This is a genomic window from Dyadobacter sp. HNCC25DJ186 (assembly GCF_056895235.1).
Window position 1 is genome coordinate 136078 of the sequence record NZ_JBXHAS010000011.1, and the last position, 18489, is coordinate 154566.

Consider the following 18489-nt stretch of genomic DNA (forward strand, 5'->3'; position numbering starts at 1 on the left):
ACACAAATGGCTTTTCACAATTAAAACGGAATAATTTAAGGTTTTGGGTATGTTCAGTATTTTTGGTTTTGGTAAAAGATCCATTGGCGTTGTCATTGTTCTGGCAACTTTTCTGATTTCGAGTTTAATACTCACAGCATATACAGATAAAAAGAACACACATAATACGAGTGCGGATTCGCTAATTCTGAATCCTTTTGTCGAGCCAGGTTTCCCATTTATTTCGACTTCGCTCGACGCAAGAAAATTAGGCCCCAATTTTCCCGAAGATAATATTTCGGCCAGGTCACTTGCTTTGCAACTGGGAGATAGTGCCTATGCATGTTTCGATACTGATTTACTCCGGTGGTCAGTAGGGTGGACCGGGAAATTCCTGCCAATGGTTTTAATGGCGCAGATCTCTTATAAAGACTTTTTCAATAAGAATAATAAAGTTACAACCGTTACGGGAAATCCGAAAATTGCGACGGGCTTGTATGCAGGCTGGTCAGAAGGAAAACCCGATTTTATAGATCCAAGAGAAGAACCGGAAATTGCAAACGAGATAAAATGGGGCGCGATGCCGGTAGAGAAAGGCAGATGGAATGGCGTTTTTGTGTATGGTGAGAAAGCCGTGCTGAATTATAGTGTGGGAAAAGCTTCGGTATACGAATTGCCTGAAAGTATCCGTTTTGAGGATCAGACTGTTTTTGTCAGAAAATTTCAGATTCAAAATGCAGGTAAAGAGCTTTACCTGACTGCTGCGGAGGTTACGAATGCTTCGGGTAGCGAGTTGAAAGGTAAAATTGCATACGTCTACCAGGGAGCAAACAAAGATACTGTTACCGCAATTGCCGTTCTTGGAAAAGCGACATTGGAGATGCAGCCTGGGGTAACCAATAACCAATACATGACCGTTCGTATTGCGCCATCGGTTAAAAAAGGTGAGGGGACAGTCCTGGTTTGGAAAGGTCCGGTCAATAAAAAAGCTGCTTTTGAAAAATTATGTAAAAAGAAACACATTGCGCTTCCCGATTTCAGGAAGGGTGGCGAGTCACACTGGGGACAGGCAGTAATAACTTCGGGTGAGCTGGCACCGGATACTGCCGCTTACGTAACCGACAAACTCACACTGCCGTTGAATAACCCGTGGAAAAGAAATGTTCGGGTTGCCGATATTTCCTTTTATGAAAACGGACATGCAGCCGCCGTTACGTTTGAAGGCGACGTATGGATGATTGACGGAATAGATAAAGAACTTAAAAATATTCGTTGGAAAAGATTTGCGTCAGGGTTGCATGAACCGCTAAGTATTGAGGTGGTCAGGGATACTGTTTACGTTTTCGGGCGGGAAGGAATCGTTCGTCTCCATGATTTGAATGAAGACGGGGAAGCGGATTATTATGAAAATTTTTCAAACGTAGTTACCCAATCCCCTGAGTCGCGTGAATGGGCTGCTGATATGGTCTACGCGCCCGATGGAAGTTTCTATGTGGCAAAAGGCGGAACGCAAAGTAATGGACCGGGAGTCACCTCGCAGGTTACAAAAGGATTTCGCGCCGGATCAAAACATAACGGTACTATCCTGAAAATTTCACCTGACGGACGTAGTTTCGAAGTGACAGCTACGGGTTTAAGAGGGCCATATATCGGTATTCATCCGGAGAAAGGAACGCTTACGGCTTCGGATCAGCAAGGAAACTTTGTTCCATCGACGCCGATTTATTTAATTAAAAAAGGAGATTATTATGGTGTTCCTGCTTCGGCGCACCGTAAGGATAATCCACCGATTGCTCCGCCTTTAACCTGGATTCCACACAGAGTTGACCGTTCCAGTATCAGCCAGGCTTGGATTACGGGAAACAAAATGGGGCCGTTAAATGGAAACCTAATTCATTTTTCGTTTGCCCATCCGGGTCTTTTCCGGGTGCTTATTGATAGTGCCGCGCGAATACCACAAGGAGGTATCAGTTTTATTCACGCAGATTATCCCGCACCAACGTCAAAAGGTGCGATGAATCCGGTTGACAGACAATTGTATATTACAGGATTTAATTTGTGGGGATCCAGTTCAAATGGCATAAGTGCACTGATGCGACTTCGGTATACCGGCAAGCCTGTGTATTTACCCAACCAATTTCAGGCTGCGAAACAAGGGATCGTGCTCGGTTTCGATACGGAACTTGACGGCGCAGATTTGAATGTTTCGGATTTTGCTGTTAAAAGATGGAATTATAAACGTACTGAGGAATATGGCTCTGGTCATTTTAAACTGGATGGAACATCAGGGGAAGAGACTTTGGAAGTTGCCGGGGTTTATCTTTCATCAGACCGGAAAAAAATGCTACTGCTCGTGCCCGATATGCAGGATGTGATGCAGATTGAAGTTGTTTACAAAATCAAAGCGGCGGACGGAAAAAATATCAATGACCGTTTCTGGTTTACGGTGAATAATCTTTCTGAACTGAAATCTCAGGGCGATTTTTCGAAAGTAGACTTTTCTTTGTTGGAAAAGAAAAAGGCACAACCTGAATCCCAACCGGAAAAAGAACTGGCGGCATCCGCAGAAAAAGGCAAGGAGATTTTTGAGAAAATGGCTTGCGCTGGCTGCCATTCTGCCGGGCTTGTCACAAAAGGAATGTATGGGCCACCTTTTCAAAATCTTTATAAGTCCGAGCGGCATTTTGAAGATAATTCGACAGCTATTGCCGATGAAAATTATATACGGGAATCCATTCTGACGCCTTCTGCTAAAATTGTTAAAGGATATAACGAAGAGATGCCTTCGTTTGTCGGGATACTTTCTGAGACAGATATCGCGTCTGTGACCCTGTATATAAAATCACTAAAAAAATGATTCATTGTTTCGTCAGCTTTTTAGAAAGAAATAAAGCTGACGTCAATGTTATTTATCGTCAAGATTACCACTGACATGGCGGTATTGGGAGGGAGAAATCCCTTCCGATTTTTTAAATTGTCTTCCAAAATAATTTAGATCAGAAAAACCTAGTTGGTAACAGACATCAGAAATTGTTGCTCTGGAATCTGTTAAAAGCGTTTTCGCCTTTTTAATTTTTTCCCTTAAAATAAACTCCACAGGGCTTATACTGAATTCGCGTTTGAAAGCGCGGTAGAATGATGCGCGACTCATGCAAGCCTTTTCACTCAAATCTTCAACCTGAATTTTTTCGCCGATATTGGTCCGGATGTAATGGATCACATAGGCTAGCGGATTGTCATGCTGGTTAAACGAATGATCCTGCACAGCATTAAGATTTTGGGTCTGAATGATATGGACTACGAGCTCCTGAAGTGTGAGGTCGGCCAGGATATCTTTTCCTAATGAATTTCCGGAACAGATGTGTATCAGTTTGTTAATGCTTTGTGCCAGATCCAGATTATTCAAAAAATGATACTGATTGTGCTGCAACTGCCAGAATTGATCCTGACCTTCCCTCGGATATTGCTCGTTGAGCCTGTCAATAATCTGCTGTATTTTGGCAAGGTCAAGCGCCAGTGCAATGCATTGTGTAGGATTTGTTTCCGTTGCTTCCGGGAAATCAATTTTCATGGTCACATGTGCCGGAACCAGAACAGTCTCGCCTGGCATATAGTCAAATCCGGGCTGGTCAAACAAATGCATTACTTTTTTGCCTCTCAGCATACTGGTTACCACAAAATCCGAAAACGTAAGCGGGACAAGGGCAGATTCCTGCAAAGTTTCAAAAACATTCAATTCACAGTTTTGAAGGGTGAACGCTCGCCGGTTTTCCACCAGTGTTTTCATTGACTTCTGAGGAGATATCGCAATTTGGTTTAATTTAAATCCGGATGACATATATTCTGAAAAGGATGTAGAGACTCGTTGAAAAATCAGACAGACGGCGAAATTGGTATAAAAGCTTTTAGCTCTAACGTGCCGGTATTAACTATAAATATAATAGAAATTTTATTTTTTTTGAGATTATTATCCTATTATTTGAAACAATAGTTCCAGTCTGAAAATACAATCGATGCTAAGTTTGTATCAGTCATTCACGAATAAAAATTGATAAATCTATGGATACGCTGGAAGTAGAAAACAAATCAGATGTTAGTTCAACCCTTGCCAAAAGACCTGTTTTTAAGGCGCAGTACGAAAATTACATTGGTGGAAAATTTGTCGCGCCGGTAAAGGGTGAATATTTTGATAATCTTTCACCGATCGATGGGAAAGTATTCACCAAAGCTGCGCGCTCCGGAAAAGAAGATATAGAGCTCGCCTTGGATGCGGCGCACGAAGCTTTTAAAACCTGGGGCAAATCCGCTGCAACATACCGCAGTAATATCATGCTGAAAATTGCTCAGGTGATCGAGGATAATCTTGAATATCTGGCGGTTGTAGAAGCTATTGACAACGGAAAAGCCATACGTGAAACCAGAGCGGCTGATCTCCCGTTGTGCGTGGATCATTTCCGGTATTTTGCCGGCGTGATCCGTGCAGAAGAAGGAGGGATTTCTGAGCATGATGAAAATACAGTGTCGATAAATCTACACGAACCACTTGGCGTTGTCGCGCAGATTATTCCCTGGAATTTCCCGCTTTTAATGGCAACCTGGAAAATAGCACCCGCGCTTGCGTCTGGTTGTTGCGTGGTCGTAAAACCCGCGGAACAAACCCCGACTTCAATTATGTGCTTAATGGAACTGATCGGTGATCTGCTTCCGGCTGGCGTTTTGAATATTGTGACCGGATTTGGCCCTGAGGCCGGAAAACCTCTGGCCACTTCGCCAAGAGTTGCCAAAGTGGCATTTACCGGCGAGACAACGACAGGTCGATTAATCATGCAATATGCTTCTGAAAATCTGATTCCTGTTACGATGGAGCTAGGCGGAAAATCTCCGAATATTTTCTTCGAATCGGTTGCTGATCAGGATGATGCTTTTTTCGATAAGGCTGTGGAAGGAGCGGTTATGTTTGCGCTAAATCAGGGTGAAGTGTGTACGTGTCCGTCCAGGATTTTGGTTCAGGAAAGTATTTATGACAAATTTATGAGCCGCGTGATCGAACGTACCAAAGCCATTAAACTGGGGCATCCTTTGGACGGAACCACGATGATGGGCGCACAGGCATCTAATGATCAGTATGAAAAAATTCTTTCTTATTTGAAAATCGGGAAAGAAGAAGGTGCCGAAGTGCTTTGTGGAGGAGAGGCAAATAAATTTGAAAATGGTATATCAGGAGGTTATTATATCAAACCGACGCTTTTTAAAGGCCACAACAAAATGCGGATTTTTCAGGAGGAAATCTTCGGTCCGGTTGCCTGTGTGACAACTTTTAAAACGGTTGAAGAAGCGATTGAAATTGCCAACGATACCCTTTATGGTCTTGGGGCTGGCGTCTGGACTCGTGATGCGCACGAAATATACCAGGTGCCGCGCGCCATTCAGGCAGGTAGGGTTTGGGTAAATAATTACCATGCATACCCGGCGCATGCACCATTTGGAGGATATAAAAAGTCAGGTTTCGGACGTGAAAACCATAAGATGATGCTTGGTTATTACCGCCAGACTAAAAATATGCTGATCTCCTACGATCGCAACAAGCTTGGATTCTTTTAATAAGCGAATAGTTTTTTGCCAGGGAATGCGCGGCGGATTCGTGCACTCCCTGGTTTAATAATTCCTGCATTTCGTCAACAAACGATATTTTACTTGTTTTAAAATATGAAAACACCTCGTGTTTTGATCACGCCCGAAGCTGAAAAGGTAGTTGCAGAGCTCAAAGATCGCTTTGGCGAATTGATGTTCCATCAAAGCGGTGGCTGTTGTGACGGCTCACAGCCAATGTGTTTTGAAAAGGGCGATTTCAAAACAGGGGAGAGCGATGTACTTCTGGGTGAAATTTCAGGGTGTGCCTTTTTTATGAGCCGTGATCAATTTGAGTACTGGCAGCATACACAGCTTACTATCGATGTTGTACCGGGCAGAGGTTCGAGTTTTTCTCTGGAAATTCCCATGGGCGTCCGGTTTATTACCAGATCCAGAATGTATAGTCAGGAGGAAGAAAGTAATCTTGTTGAAGTTGGTTCAGGGATATAGATTGACTTGGCATTCGCAAAAGGAAAAAAGCATGGGATAATTTTCCATGCTTTTTTTTCTGGAACAGTTCTTTACGGATAACCGTCAATTCATCAAAATAAATAACCGTAAAGATCTGAATCATGAAAAAGACAGTCATCAATATAGGGATCTTCTTGTTGACCTTATCAGCAGGTGCCTTTGCCCAAAGCACAACTTCATCAACGAACCCGAACCAAAGTACCTCGGATACGAGTAAAAATGCCAGTGCAGCCAGTACCTCTTCAACAGCGGCAAGTACTGCAGAAGGTACCAAACCAGATAGTTCAGCGGGGAAGGCAGATGGATCTTCGGCCAGGCCAAATCCGACATCCGGGACAGCTGCAAGTGGAAATACCGGAAATACAGGTCAAAGTTCGACCCAGTCCACACCTGCCAGTGAAGCTGCTGCTGCAAAAGGAATGGCAGCGCAAAAAATCGCCAATGACCAGAAAGGCGCCGTTACGCGTACATCGCCTGACACTGTTTTAAAAGACGGGAGCGGAGCCGGTGGGAAAAACATGAAAAATAAGACCGGCAAAACCGGAAACTATAAAGGAGAAGCATTTAAAACTAGTAATCCAAAATAATCTGCGGAGAAAATGGCGTCAGGAATAAGCACCTGGCGCCATTTATTCTTTAATTCGATCACAATAAACAGATCGAAATTTTATCATCTCCACTCGGTTTAAAATTTGAGCGTTTTATCAATTTAATGTGTATACGGACCACCACTACATTTTACAGCCCTATTATGGTAAATTGTTTTGAAAAATGTGACGGATCAGGAGTATCGTAATACACAGTGACTTGACTGTTAAGTAATTATATTCATGTGATTACTTCTAAGTTATTTGCGTACCTTTGCAGTTAATCAAGCGGATTGCTGACTGGTGAAATCGAAGTCAGCTTCTTATTAACTAACTGTTCATAATCAGTGAGATATGGGAATTCTAATTCCCTTCGAGCGTGTGAACTTAAAAAGCTGAACTTTGAATTTTAACGAATTTGAACTCCACGAAGACGTGCTCAACGCCGTGGATTCTATGAACTATCAACAAGCAACACCCATTCAGGAGCAGGCAATTCCTTATATTCTTCAGGGAAAAGATCTTCTGGCTTGCGCCCAAACAGGTACTGGAAAAACCGCTGCATATCTGATCCCCATTTTGGATAAAATTGCGACAACGCCCACCGGTCAGATCGGTGCACTGATCCTCGTTCCTACTCGGGAGCTTGCGCAGCAGATCGATCAGCAAATTCAGGGACTTGGATATTTTGTCGGAGCCACGAGTATCGCGGTTTATGGTGGAAATAAAGGCCCTGAATGGGATCAACAAAAACGGGCATTAACGCAGGGAGCGGATATTATTATTGCTACACCCGGAAGGCTTATTGCCCATTTGCAGCTGGGTTACGTTAGTTTTGGGTCCATACGCCATTTGGTGTTAGATGAGGCTGACCGGATGCTGGATATGGGTTTTTTAAGTGATATATTAAAGATTATGAGTTTTTTGCCTGCGAAACGTCAGACTTTGATGTTCTCTGCGACAATGCCTCCAAAAATTGGCGAGCTGGCAAAGCGGATTTTACAAAAACCGGAAGAGGTTAGGCTGGCAGTTTCGAGGCCGGTGGAAAGGATTGATCAGCAGTTTTATATGACCACGGATGAACAAAAACTTCCGTTGCTGGTACACCTTCTGAGCCAGGTAAATAATACCAGCATGGTTTTGTTTACATCCAGAAAATCAACAGTAGAGCCGATTGTGCGTGCTTTGAAAAAATTGGGGCTTGATGCGAGAGGAATTTCTTCTGATTCGGATCAGGCGGACAGAGAAATTGTCTTAAGGGACTTTAAAAACAGGGCATTTCCTGTTTTGGTGGCCACAGATGTTTTGTCAAGAGGGATTGATATTGACAATTTGAGTCATGTGGTTAATTACGATGTACCACGTGATCCGGAGGATTATGTACACCGTATCGGGCGCACCGCCAGAGCTGAATCCAAGGGTACGGCCATTACGTTTATCAATGAACAGGATCAGAAATATGTGCTTAAAATAGAACGTCTTTTCGAGAAAGAGGTTGAAAAGCAAGCCATAACGCAAGACCTGGGCCTGGGGGAAGCACCCAAGTTTGATCCAGGCAAATACCGGAATACGGCACCGCGAGGGAAAGGCTCAAACGGTCCTCGAAAAAACCAGGGCGAAGCATCCAAGAAAAGACGGCCAAAGCAAAAGAAAGACGAAAAAAGTCCTTTGCAAAGCTAAATGCCCTTATCTTGCGGCCCGAACGAAAGAAAAAAGCGGTTACTAGCTTCGGAACTGTTCGAAAATTAATGTGCCTGGAAAACGTTTAGAGACAGAAGTGGTATAGTTTTTTGGGCTTGTCAGGAAGTTGGCTGGCCCGACAATCTGTTTTGGACGTTATGAATTTTTAAATTAAAAACACTTGGAACGTATCCTTCAGTGGTGGAAAAATTATCGTTTTAGCATAGCCGAACCTCCCGTTGTTTCAATGGAGGGACTTTATCCGCTCTTGTTACTTCTGGTTTTGAGCCTGGTCGCAGTATTCTTTCATTTGGTAAGAATACTTTTTAATGCGCCAGTAGATTTTTCAATGGACTGGAATCTTTTTTTAAGCTGGATTCCGCTGATCGCCGCCTTTTTTATCAATAATATCACCAAACGTTACGGCAGGCTGCCTGTTCTGGTGATTTTGGTAAGCCTTTTTTGGCTTGCTTTTTTTCCAAATGCACCGTATATGATCACGGATCTTGCGCATTTGAGTGTTGATTATCAGCGGGATCTTACCTGGCATGATACGATAATGCTTTTTTGTTATGCAGAAGTGAGCTTATTTAATGGATTGGTATCATTGTATTGGGTTCATCAGACCTGGCGACGTGTTTTTTCAAAAAAAGTAAGTACTACCTTTTTGTTGGCAAGTCTTCCATTGGCAGGATTCGGGGTATATCTGGGGCGTATCAGACGGATGAACAGCTGGGATATTATCCACGATCCCAGATTAATACTTGAACATCTTCTGAATAGCCTGGTTGACAGGACGGCACTTGTGATTAGCCTTGAAATTGGACTTTTGCTCGGTATGCTCTATTTGGTGTTGTGGGCGATAGTTAGATTCAGGGTGCGTTACGGAAAAAAGGAGGCCTGAAATTATATATCCGAACCTTATTTTGAAAGCCGGATAATTGGTTTGTCAACACAAAAAAATGAAATTTTTATCCCTTAATTTGCAGTTCAAATAATACCGGAATCCGAATTCTACAAACCTGTGACGATAGAATGAATGTATCAGAAAAAGTAAAAGATTCTTATTCAAGCCAATATGATGAAAAATCGGTGGCGTGGAGAAATATGGGCGCTAAATATAAGGCGCAGAATATTATAGAACTTTCTAGAAATATCACATTCAATAACGTGCTGGAGGTTGGAGCAGGGGAGGGAAGCATACTTTCCTGGCTTTCCAAATGGAATTTTTCAAAGGATTTGAATTGTGTAGAAATTTCCGAAAGTGGTATTGAATTTATCAAATCAAAAAAAATAGAGCATCTTAAAAATGTTCTTTTATTTGACGGATACCACATTCCTTTCCCTGATAATCATTTTGATCTTGTTATCTGTTCTCATGTGATGGAACATGTAGAACATGAGCGTATCCTATTGCGCGAAATAAAAAGAGTCTCGAAAAACCAGATTTTTGAAGTGCCCATCGATTTTTCCTTTTATGTCGATAAGAAGATTCAGCACTTCCTCGCTTACGGGCATATTAATATCTACACACCAGGTTTATTTCGTTTTTTGCTGAAATCTGAAAATTTTGAAGTTTTAAAAGATAAGTGTTATCTGTTTTCAGATGACGTATTAAAACCGCTTTATGAACAAAATAAAGCCGGTTTTTATCTTACAAAATTGAAAATGTTCTTTCTTAAAATGTCTCCCTTTCTTTTGGGTATTAAGCCCAGTGCTTATGTCGTGCTGACTTCGAAAACAGACAAGGATCTTTCGATATTTTAAATAAAAACGTTGGAAATCGAATCAGCCTCTCCCATGCCAGATCCGGTATTGCCTCTGGAAATAATATTTCAGGATGAAGTGCTGGTAGCAATTAATAAGCCCCACGGGTTGCTGGTACATCGCTCGCATATTGCCGCTGACACATCCGAATTTGCAGTTCAGATCCTTCGTGACCAGATCGGACAACGTGTATATCCCGTCCATAGGCTGGATCGGAAAACGTCGGGTGTCCTTCTTTTTGCCTTAAATGACGAAATGAACAGCAGGATGCAAATACAGTTTTCAGATGGAAAAATCAAAAAACATTATCATGCGATAGTCCGCGGTTTCACACCGGACGAGATGGAAATCGACTATCCGTTAAGACGGGATGATGGTGTGGTGCAGGAAGCTCTTACTTTCTTTAAAACCATAAAAAAAGTTGAATTGAATTTGCCTTTTGGGAAACATCCTACGTCAAGATATTCTTTGGTAGAGCTTATTCCGACAACTGGCCGGATGCACCAGCTCAGGAAGCACATGGCCCATATTTTTCACCCTATTATTGGTGATCGTCCGCACGGCTGCAATAAGCAAAACAAATTTTTTCTTGAACAATACAAAATGAATTCCATGCTTTTGCATGCAACGGAGTTAAGTTTTGTACACCCGTTAACGCGCAAGGAAATCTCTCTCCACGCGGAATACCAGCCTGAATTTCAACGCATGTTACAAACGCTTCAATTTTCAGAATTTTAGGAGTTTTCATTGGGACCGGTGTAATAATTTTCATTCCTACGCAACCGGCTGTGGAGATGTCCCGTATGTTCTAGTGTAACAAAAATTACCTCTAACAAAAAAATATGAAAGCTAAAAACTTTATTAATTCCATCGTTGTGATGGGATGTCTTGCCGTAGCCGGCTGGTCATGCAGCTCCGACGATGACGATGCGACGCCAGTAGTCGTGCCACCAACCCCGACGTTTGATATTTCTCAAAAGTCAACTATGTTTGGAAATGTGCTCACGGATCAAAAGGGGAGAACACTATATTTTTTTACCAAAGATGCTAATGGAACTTCCACCTGTACGGGAGGATGCCTGGATGCCTGGCCAATTTTTACTGTAGCGTCGCCGCGGCTGGATACTGGTTTGGTAGCAAGTGACTTTGCATCCATCACACGCGCTGATGGGAAATCACAGGTTACATTCAAAGGATGGCCATTATACTATTTCGCGTCGGATGTTGTGGCAGGAGATGTAAAAGGTGAAAATGTAAATAATGTCTGGGTTGTCGCGAAAAAGTCGTATTCTATCATGCTTGCCAATACACAGCTTATCGGGAATGACGGCAAAAGTTATAAAGCCGATTACACAGAAGGAATTGCAGATACACAGTACTTTGTGGATGCGAACGGGCGCACACTTTATGCGTTCAATAAAGACAAAAAGAACAAAAATAATTACACCAAATCGGATTTCAGCAACGACGCTACCTGGCCTATCTGGGTAACGGATTTGAAAGATTTTCCTTCTGCCTTAGACAAATCGCAATTTTCAACCATTGATGTTTTTGGAAAAAAGCAGGTAACGTATAAAGGATGGCCGCTCTATTATTTCGGACCCGATAACGCGACTCGCGGACTCACCAAAGGTGTCAGCGTTCCAACGCCGGGCGTTTGGCCAATTGTCCAAAAAACAACGGCGGCCGCGCCAGAATAAGTTGTTGGATATGATATCATTTACCTGGTAATCTGTATAATCCAATAGGCTCAGAACCATCTGCTTTTGAGCCTATTGGATTATAACCGTTTTACAGCCTGTCCAGTTGTTTGTCAAGTTCCAGCGCCGCACTAATGAGCGCAAGATGTGTGAAGGCCTGAGGGAAATTACCCAGATGTTCAGCCTTATGGCTTATCTGTTCGGCGAATAGGCCCAGATGGTTTGCATAACCATTCATTTTTTCAAAACTATCCAATGCTCTGGTCACTTCTCCACTTTTTGCCAACGACTCTATAAACCAGAAAGAGCACATATTAAAAGTCCCTTCGTCACCCTGCAAGCCGTCAAATTGTTCTGGCCCATTCCGATATCTATACAGCAAAACATCGAGTCCGAGATCACGCTCAACGACCTTCATCGTTGAAAGCCATCGGGGCTCATGAGGCGATATGAAATGCATAAGGGACATCAGAAGTACACTTGCGTCTACCTCCTTAGCACCTTTGTATTGGACCCAGGCGCCCACTTCTTCATTCCAGAAATTATGGTAAATATCCAGATATATCTCATCGCGTACTTTTTCCCATTTTCCTTTTGGAAATGGAAATGATCGGTTCTCTGCAATTTTAATCGCCCTGTCCATCGCCACCCAGCACATAAGCCTGCTATGTAAAAATTCCTTTTCAAGGTTTCTGATTTCCCAGATACCATGGTCCGCCTTCCGCCAGTGCTTGATGACCTCGTCTATCTGCGTAACGATTGTTTCCCAAAATTCATACGTGATAGCTGAATACTGCTTATTGTAAATGTAAATCGTGTCTATCAACTCGCCGTAAATGTCTATCTGCAACTGATCCTGTGCCGCGTTTCCTATGCGTACAGGCAAGGAGTTTTTATAGCCCTCAAAATGTTCAAGTTCTTTCTCTGCCAGGTCATGTTTACCATTGATCGTGTACATCAGATAAAGCTTGTCTTCGCTCGACCGGGCGTGGATCCATTTCAAAAATGCAGTCGCCTCATCAGTATATCCAAGCCGCAAAAAGGCATACATCGTAAAAGCCGCATCCCGTATCCAGGTGTACCTGTAATCCCAGTTTCGCCCTTCGCCCAACGTCTCCGGCAGGCTAAACGTAGGAGCAGCCACCATCGACCCTTGTTCCAATGAAGTGAGCAGTTTCAAAGTGATAGCAGACCGGTTGATCGTTTCGCTCCAGCGACCTTTGTATGTCGATTTTTTCGTCCAGTCCCGCCAGAAACCTATCGTCTGTTCGTATGTATGGTCTTTGTAGAAATCGATCGGGTTAGGCTTTTTATCCTGACCGCATTCCATAACGATAAAAGCAGTTTCTGATTGATCCAGCGTAAATTCTGCATAACCGAAATTACCCTGGATCTGCAAAGGAATATCCGCAATCAAACGCATGATCGTTGGGTCCTCTTCCTCAGTCGTAAATCTGAGTTCGTTCTTTTTAAGTTCAGTCGTGTGCGTGGCTCTTGCATAACCGAAGGCAGGATCGCACTTGACGCGGTATGTAATCGAGCCGCGGACTGTTTTTATCATTCTGACAATTGTATTGGTTTTAACACCGTCAGGCGAAGTAACAGGCATGTAGTCGGTCAGTTCGGCGATTCCTTCTTCCGAGAAAAAGCGGGTGAGCAGGACCGCTGTGCCCGGAAGATAAAGTTGTTTGGTATTAAAATCTTTAATTTGAGGTGTGATGGAAAAACTGCCTCCTTTTTGATGATCTAGTAATTTTGCGAAAACTGACGGAGAGTCAAAATCGGGATAACACATGAAGTCTATCGAGCCTTCCAGCGAAACCAGTGCGACGGTTTTCATATTTCCGATCAATCCATAGTTCTCAATGGGTTTATAGTTGTTGTCGTTATCTTGCATCCAGGTTATTTATAAATGTGTTGACTTTCCAAACGCATTTAAATAATCAGGCCAGAAATGATTTTGATAATATTGAAAAGTTGGAAACCAATTTTGATGTATCCTGGGGTATACGGCCTTTTGTTCATCTGATCAGATTATAACGTAGTTATCGTATTTAATAAAGAGTTAGTGATCTGAATTTAGCTAAACTAGGCCTGAGCAACGATCTTGCGTTTGAGATAGTCAGAAAATTGTTTCACGGTTTGAAGCTGCTGATAATCTTCGTCTGGAATGGAGATGTGGAAGATATCTTCCATTTGCAATACCAGATCAACTGTGTCGAGGCTGTCAAGTCCAAGGTCTTTTGAAAGGTTTGCATCTTCCGTGATGGCATTATAAGGAAGTCCGCTGTTGGCTGCAAGTAACGCACAAAGTTGCTCATTCATATGAAAATCAATTTTGGTGAAGAGTAGAGTAAATTTTCCAGTAAAAGATTATTTCATATAACCAGAGGCGGTTTAAGAGGGATTTGAATAAATGACTTTTAGAATTCCGTTCTGACTGTAATTACCGACAATGTATCGGTAATGTGGCAGGCGACCAAAGTATTTAATGTTTTTTAACAAAATTGAAGTTACTATTTTATTTAGATAAATGCTTATAATGTACCGGTAATTAATTGTCTGTCAATTATTAACTCCATTTTGAAAGAAGTTCTTTGAAAGCGTCTTTGTATAAATCACCTACCGAAATATCCATACCGCCAACATGCACTGAGTTTTTGCTGATAGAGTCAATCTTGTTTACTGCGACGATAAAGGAGCGGTGAAGCCTTAAAAATTTACCAGGCACCAGTTTTTCCTCGATAGCTTTCAGGCTGCTTAAAGTCATAACGGGTTTTGCCGGCGCAACCAAATGAATTTTCAGATAGTCTTTTAATGATTCGATATATAAAATGGATTCGAAATCAATTCTAACCAGTTTGTAATCTGCTTTAACGAATAAATAATCATCCTTAACCTCGACTTCGGGCGCTGAATTACTTTCCTGGATCAGGTCAAAATATTTTTTGGCTTTTATCGCGGCTTCGAGAAACTCTTCGTATCCAAACGGTTTAAGCAGATATCCGAGGGCGTCAACTTTATAACCTTCAACGGCAAACTGGTTATACGCTGTTGTAAAAATAATTTTGGTCTGGCCTGAAGAAAAGGTTTTATTTAACACACGGGCAAGTTCCATACCGTTGAGATCAGGCATTTGAATGTCGAGAAAGACTACATGAATATCCTCTGAATGGATTGCCTGCAAAGCCTGGACGGCGTTTCCATATCTTCCTTTTAGATTTAAAAATGGGGTTTGTTCAACAAAAGTACTAACAAGACCTAACGCAAGCGGTTCATCGTCAACGGTTATACAATTCAATGTTGTCATCAGAAATTATTTTAGATCAGATTTATTTTCAACAAAACCCGGTATGTGTTTTCCTTAGAATTGTCGTCAATCAATAGCTCATGTTTTCCAGGATATAACAAATCAAGCCTGCGTTGCGTGTTCACAAGCCCGATTCCTCCGCTTTCCATATTCAGGGCATCCTTATCGCGAAAGATATGATTTTTTACCACCATCGTGAGAAATCCATCTGCGATGTCCAGATCAACCCGGATACTGGCTTGCTGCATGACACTGATGCCATGTTTAAAAGCATTTTCGATAAATGGAAGTAATAACATGGGTGCGACTGAATATTCTTTATCCGGCTTCGACTCGGTAAAGAAAACCGTTGTATTACTTTGTAATCTGAGCTTCATTAATTCCATATAATCCTTGATAAAGGAAATTTCCTGGCTCAACAAAGAGGTATCCTGCTGCGTTTCGTAGAGCAAATAGCGCATCATCCGGGAAAGTTTTAAAATGGCATCCCGGGATACTGGAACATCTGTGAACGTCAGCGCATAAATGTTGTTCAGGGTATTAAAAAAGAAATGCGGATTAATCTGAGCCTTCAAAAGTGCAAGTTCAGTAGCAATATTTTGTTTTTCGACAGACTCACGGATCTGCGCATCCTTCTGCCAACGTTGAAGAACGGACAGACTTGTGCTCACCCCGAGTACCAGAAGCAGGATCATCAGTAAGATGCCGTCGATAACGCCCCGTGGCCTGCGACTTGGTCCGATGTGTGTCATAAGCGCGTCCATCTGCTCATGCACATGGAGCTGCTGATCGACAAACTTGCTGATGACCAGCATGACCACGACCGATAGAACAATCCATAATGCAAAAGTAGAAGCTTTGTTTTTTAGTAGAAAGGACGGAACCATGTAAAGCATATTGAAATAGAATATTCCCGCCAGAATGGCTATGCTCATCGATTGTTTTGCCCAAAATACAAACGGTAACTTGATACCCCAGGAAAGAGGCTGATAAAACATCAGCACAAATCCCAGGAGTGCCCATGCAAGAATGTGTACGCCAACTATTACCCAGCCTTTTGATTTCTCCTTTGACATATTAATAAATTAAGCTGCAAGAATAGACGAAGTTGCTATAACATCAAAAGACTTTCGACGTAGAGTGCATTTATTGGGTCAAAGAGAAAAACTTTGACCGTAAACTATTTTATGGAAGGGTGGCCAGGGATTTTAAAAACTGTCCTCCTGTTAAGCGGTAAATATTGGCTCTTCATCCTGACTTACTTGCTCTTTGTCTAGTCAGTTTTTACTTGTAATGGCTAATTCTTCTCTTTGTTCAGAAATAATGATCCCGGGGAAATTTAACCTTAGGGGTATTACCAAGGGAAAATGCCCACATCTAAATACGTCTGCTGTGCTATTCGGAAAAAAAACATCTTATACTGAGGACGACTTTAAAACGGTTATAGTGGCCTGTCAGGCTGGTGACAGCCAGGCGCAGCGTTATCTCTACAAACAGTTTTTTGGATATGCAAAAACCGTTTGTCTTCGATACACTTCAACGAAAGAGGAAGCTGAGGAAGTGTTAAATGAAGGATTTTTGAAAGCATTCAAAAATCTGGAAAGTTATGATCCGGCTTATCCATTTAAAGTTTGGCTAAGAACGATTATGGTCAACACGGCGATCAGCAATTATCGGAAACAGAAAAAACATACCGAAGACAGAATTGCGTTGGAAGACGCGCCATACCTTGGTTTTGAGGAAGATATCGTTAGTCAGATAACAGCGGAAGAAATTCTATCATTGATACAAGATATTAAACCCGTCTACAAAAATGTTTTTCTTCTCTATGTGGTTGACGGATACAATCACCGGGAGGTCGGCGATCTGTTAGGCATTAACGAGGCGACTGTCAGGTCGCATTATGTCAGGGCGAGGGCGCTGTTGCAGCATCTCGTCAAACAGAATTATCCGCATCTCTATCCGGGCTACCGCACCGAAAAACGATTGGTTGAGCATTGAAGCCAGGAGAATTTTTAATTTATTTTTTTTGTCTAAATCTTGAAACTTCCCGCGATGAAATCAATTATGAATTGATTTCATCGTCCGTGAGTCCGATTTCAAATAAGCTTGAAGCACCATCCTTATAATGTGCCGGTAATCCCTCGCTTTGTCCAAGCGTAACCACTCCCAGATATTTGAATCCGCAGCTCACATAGTAATTATTTAGTTTCTCGTTACCGCTGCCGGTGTCCATCCGAATGAAATTTTTGCGGGTTTCTTTTGCGTGATTTTTTGCCCATTCGACGATTTTTTTAACAAAAAATTGTCGGCGAAAATCCGGATTTGTAGCGATTCTATGAATATAAATCGAAGGATCTTTGTCTTTTTCTCCCCAGATTAAAGGATCAGTGTAGTCAATCGCGAAAACACAGGCGATGGTTTGGTTAATAACAATTTTGTACTGCCTTTTTTCAGAAATTTCCTTTTCTACCAGGGATCGTTCAAAACCTTTCCAATGCTTGATGGCCACCGTCTTCTGGTGTTCCGTTCCTTGTTGGTAAAGCTCAAAAATTTTATCGATGTCCTCGGATTTGCATTTTAATATCTCCATCATTTGGTGAATGTTTTCGCCAAAGGTCAGAATTTAGCGGAAAATATAACAGATGCAGATTTTTATATTTTGTGCGGTACAGATTACTGTTATCATTAATCTGAAAAGTAGTTATTCTTGTTTTGGGTATCGTTTAAGAATATCCTCAATTCGTGAATCGGGCACCAGATTGGTGACTGCAATAATCCTGACTTTCGCATAATCAGGATGTAGCGTGTTGATAACAAAATTAAATGTCTTCGGCATTACAGCGGAAGGAACTTTTAGAGCTAAAGATTTTCCTCTTTCAAACCACTGATCACCGTGGAGCTGACAAATAGCATAGTCTAAAGGATCTCGCCATGAAGAATTAAGGTCATTGGTTAAAACGGTGTCGATCTCGGCTTCATCCGGGATTCCACGAACATGATGTTGAAATCATCGTTGAAACCAACACCTTGGCGTCTTACCATGTTTTCAAGAAAAGCGACAGGTATTGATTCAGCGGTGTAAATTACTTTATTTCCGGCGCTATTCCAGCGCCCCCGAATTCCAGACGCAAATAGCGAGTTGCTGAACATTTTATGAACAATACGATAAACCAGCATAGATCATTAAACCGGGTAGCCTTGTGAAAGTTTGTCAAGCTCCTCTGACAAAAAATCGATACCGCCATTCGTAGTTAGCCAATCAATCGGTTTTTCATCAGAATTCCAGAATGGTTTTTGCAGCCAGTATTTGAACTCATCAATCTTACCGAATATTTGCTCCCCTTTCTTGAACAGTGCAATT

At 42.1% G+C, this 18489-nt stretch carries 18 protein-coding genes; 10 read left to right on the plus strand and 8 right to left on the minus strand.

Features of this window, described 5'->3' with window-relative positions:
* Positions 1-49: 49 nt before the first annotated feature.
* Positions 50-2836: a DUF6797 domain-containing protein gene (locus AC1XUO_RS24830; protein ID WP_483332537.1), complete on the plus strand. Its 2787-nt coding sequence runs from the start codon at positions 50-52 to the stop codon at positions 2834-2836.
* Between the two features lie 48 nt (positions 2837-2884).
* Here AC1XUO_RS24830 and AC1XUO_RS24835 read toward each other — a convergent pair whose 3' ends face one another.
* Positions 2885-3766 (minus strand): AraC family transcriptional regulator, encoded by an 882-nt coding sequence (locus AC1XUO_RS24835; protein WP_483332538.1) that lies wholly within the window; start codon positions 3764-3766, stop codon positions 2885-2887.
* A gap of 272 nt (positions 3767-4038) precedes the next feature.
* Here AC1XUO_RS24835 and AC1XUO_RS24840 point away from each other — a divergent pair, with 272 nt between their 5' ends.
* The 8 genes from AC1XUO_RS24840 to AC1XUO_RS24875 all read left to right on the plus strand — a co-directional run bounded on the left by AC1XUO_RS24840 (position 4039) and on the right by AC1XUO_RS24875 (position 11815).
* Positions 4039-5580: an aldehyde dehydrogenase family protein gene (locus AC1XUO_RS24840; RefSeq protein ID WP_483332539.1), complete on the plus strand. Its 1542-nt coding sequence runs from the start codon at positions 4039-4041 to the stop codon at positions 5578-5580.
* Between the two features lie 105 nt (positions 5581-5685).
* Complete coding sequence (locus AC1XUO_RS24845) at positions 5686-6060, plus strand: DUF779 domain-containing protein (RefSeq protein ID WP_483332540.1); 375 nt, start codon at positions 5686-5688, stop codon at positions 6058-6060.
* Positions 6061-6182: 122 nt separating this feature from the next.
* Positions 6183-6668: a hypothetical protein gene (locus AC1XUO_RS24850; protein WP_483332541.1), complete on the plus strand. Its 486-nt coding sequence runs from the start codon at positions 6183-6185 to the stop codon at positions 6666-6668.
* 402 nt (positions 6669-7070) lie between these two features.
* Entirely contained in the window at positions 7071-8348 is a 1278-nt protein-coding gene (locus tag AC1XUO_RS24855; protein WP_483332542.1) for a DEAD/DEAH box helicase, read from the plus strand.
* A 181-nt stretch (positions 8349-8529) separates the two neighbouring features.
* A complete protein-coding gene (locus AC1XUO_RS24860) occupies positions 8530-9252 on the plus strand; it encodes a DUF1361 domain-containing protein (protein WP_483332543.1) in 723 nt (240 codons plus the stop codon).
* A gap of 131 nt (positions 9253-9383) precedes the next feature.
* The gene (locus tag AC1XUO_RS24865; protein WP_483332544.1) at positions 9384-10115 is read left to right on the plus strand and encodes a class I SAM-dependent methyltransferase; all 732 of its coding nucleotides are present in this window, start codon (positions 9384-9386) and stop codon (positions 10113-10115) included.
* A gap of 33 nt (positions 10116-10148) precedes the next feature.
* On the plus strand, positions 10149-10853 hold the full coding sequence (locus AC1XUO_RS24870; RefSeq protein WP_483332593.1) for a pseudouridine synthase: 705 nt from the start codon (positions 10149-10151) through the stop codon (positions 10851-10853).
* 104 nt (positions 10854-10957) lie between these two features.
* Positions 10958-11815, plus strand: coding sequence for a hypothetical protein (locus AC1XUO_RS24875; protein ID WP_483332545.1), 858 nt, complete (start codon positions 10958-10960; stop codon positions 11813-11815).
* A gap of 91 nt (positions 11816-11906) precedes the next feature.
* On the opposite strand, the gene AC1XUO_RS24880 is transcribed toward AC1XUO_RS24875, so the two are convergent.
* From AC1XUO_RS24880 to AC1XUO_RS24895, 4 genes are all read right to left on the minus strand, one after another.
* Positions 11907-13712, minus strand: a complete 1806-nt coding sequence (locus tag AC1XUO_RS24880; protein ID WP_483332546.1) for a glycoside hydrolase family 15 protein — start codon at positions 13710-13712, stop codon at positions 11907-11909.
* 191 nt (positions 13713-13903) lie between these two features.
* On the minus strand, positions 13904-14140 hold the full coding sequence (locus AC1XUO_RS24885) for an acyl carrier protein (RefSeq protein ID WP_483332547.1): 237 nt from the start codon (positions 14138-14140) through the stop codon (positions 13904-13906).
* A gap of 247 nt (positions 14141-14387) precedes the next feature.
* Complete coding sequence (locus tag AC1XUO_RS24890) at positions 14388-15125, minus strand: LytR/AlgR family response regulator transcription factor (RefSeq protein ID WP_483332548.1); 738 nt, start codon at positions 15123-15125, stop codon at positions 14388-14390.
* 11 nt (positions 15126-15136) lie between these two features.
* Entirely contained in the window at positions 15137-16201 is a 1065-nt protein-coding gene (locus AC1XUO_RS24895) for a sensor histidine kinase (protein ID WP_483332549.1), read from the minus strand.
* A 316-nt stretch (positions 16202-16517) separates the two neighbouring features.
* Between AC1XUO_RS24895 and AC1XUO_RS24900 the strand changes: the two genes are divergently transcribed.
* Positions 16518-17126 (plus strand): RNA polymerase sigma factor, encoded by a 609-nt coding sequence (locus tag AC1XUO_RS24900; protein WP_483332550.1) that lies wholly within the window; start codon positions 16518-16520, stop codon positions 17124-17126.
* Between the two features lie 64 nt (positions 17127-17190).
* On the opposite strand, the gene AC1XUO_RS24905 is transcribed toward AC1XUO_RS24900, so the two are convergent.
* The 3 genes from AC1XUO_RS24905 to AC1XUO_RS24915 all read right to left on the minus strand — a co-directional run bounded on the left by AC1XUO_RS24905 (position 17191) and on the right by AC1XUO_RS24915 (position 18305).
* Positions 17191-17721, minus strand: a complete 531-nt coding sequence (locus AC1XUO_RS24905; RefSeq protein ID WP_483332551.1) for a GNAT family N-acetyltransferase — start codon at positions 17719-17721, stop codon at positions 17191-17193.
* A 108-nt stretch (positions 17722-17829) separates the two neighbouring features.
* Entirely contained in the window at positions 17830-18114 is a 285-nt protein-coding gene (locus AC1XUO_RS24910) for an RES family NAD+ phosphorylase (protein ID WP_483332594.1), read from the minus strand.
* Positions 18081-18305 (minus strand): RES domain-containing protein, encoded by a 225-nt coding sequence (locus tag AC1XUO_RS24915; protein ID WP_483332552.1) that lies wholly within the window; start codon positions 18303-18305, stop codon positions 18081-18083. The genes AC1XUO_RS24910 and AC1XUO_RS24915 overlap by 34 nt, the downstream gene beginning before the upstream one ends.
* Between the last annotated feature and the right edge of the window lie 184 nt (positions 18306-18489).

Coding starts and splice junctions, on each gene's coding strand:
- AC1XUO_RS24895 (WP_483332549.1), bottom strand. CDS start 16,201: ATGTCAAAGGAGAAATCAAAAGGCTGGGTAATAGTTGGCGTACACATT.
- AC1XUO_RS24865 (WP_483332544.1), top strand. CDS start 9,384: ATGAATGTATCAGAAAAAGTAAAAGATTCTTATTCAAGCCAATATGAT.
- AC1XUO_RS24885 (WP_483332547.1), bottom strand. CDS start 14,140: ATGAATGAGCAACTTTGTGCGTTACTTGCAGCCAACAGCGGACTTCCT.
- AC1XUO_RS24915 (WP_483332552.1), bottom strand. CDS start 18,305: ATGCTGGTTTATCGTATTGTTCATAAAATGTTCAGCAACTCGCTATTT.
- AC1XUO_RS24890 (WP_483332548.1), bottom strand. CDS start 15,125: ATGACAACATTGAATTGTATAACCGTTGACGATGAACCGCTTGCGTTA.
- AC1XUO_RS24830 (WP_483332537.1), top strand. CDS start 50: ATGTTCAGTATTTTTGGTTTTGGTAAAAGATCCATTGGCGTTGTCATT.
- AC1XUO_RS24880 (WP_483332546.1), bottom strand. CDS start 13,712: ATGCAAGATAACGACAACAACTATAAACCCATTGAGAACTATGGATTG.
- AC1XUO_RS24905 (WP_483332551.1), bottom strand. CDS start 17,721: ATGATGGAGATATTAAAATGCAAATCCGAGGACATCGATAAAATTTTT.
- AC1XUO_RS24835 (WP_483332538.1), bottom strand. CDS start 3,766: ATGAAAACACTGGTGGAAAACCGGCGAGCGTTCACCCTTCAAAACTGT.
- AC1XUO_RS24840 (WP_483332539.1), top strand. CDS start 4,039: ATGGATACGCTGGAAGTAGAAAACAAATCAGATGTTAGTTCAACCCTT.
- AC1XUO_RS24875 (WP_483332545.1), top strand. CDS start 10,958: ATGAAAGCTAAAAACTTTATTAATTCCATCGTTGTGATGGGATGTCTT.
- AC1XUO_RS24870 (WP_483332593.1), top strand. CDS start 10,149: ATGCCAGATCCGGTATTGCCTCTGGAAATAATATTTCAGGATGAAGTG.
- AC1XUO_RS24845 (WP_483332540.1), top strand. CDS start 5,686: ATGAAAACACCTCGTGTTTTGATCACGCCCGAAGCTGAAAAGGTAGTT.
- AC1XUO_RS24850 (WP_483332541.1), top strand. CDS start 6,183: ATGAAAAAGACAGTCATCAATATAGGGATCTTCTTGTTGACCTTATCA.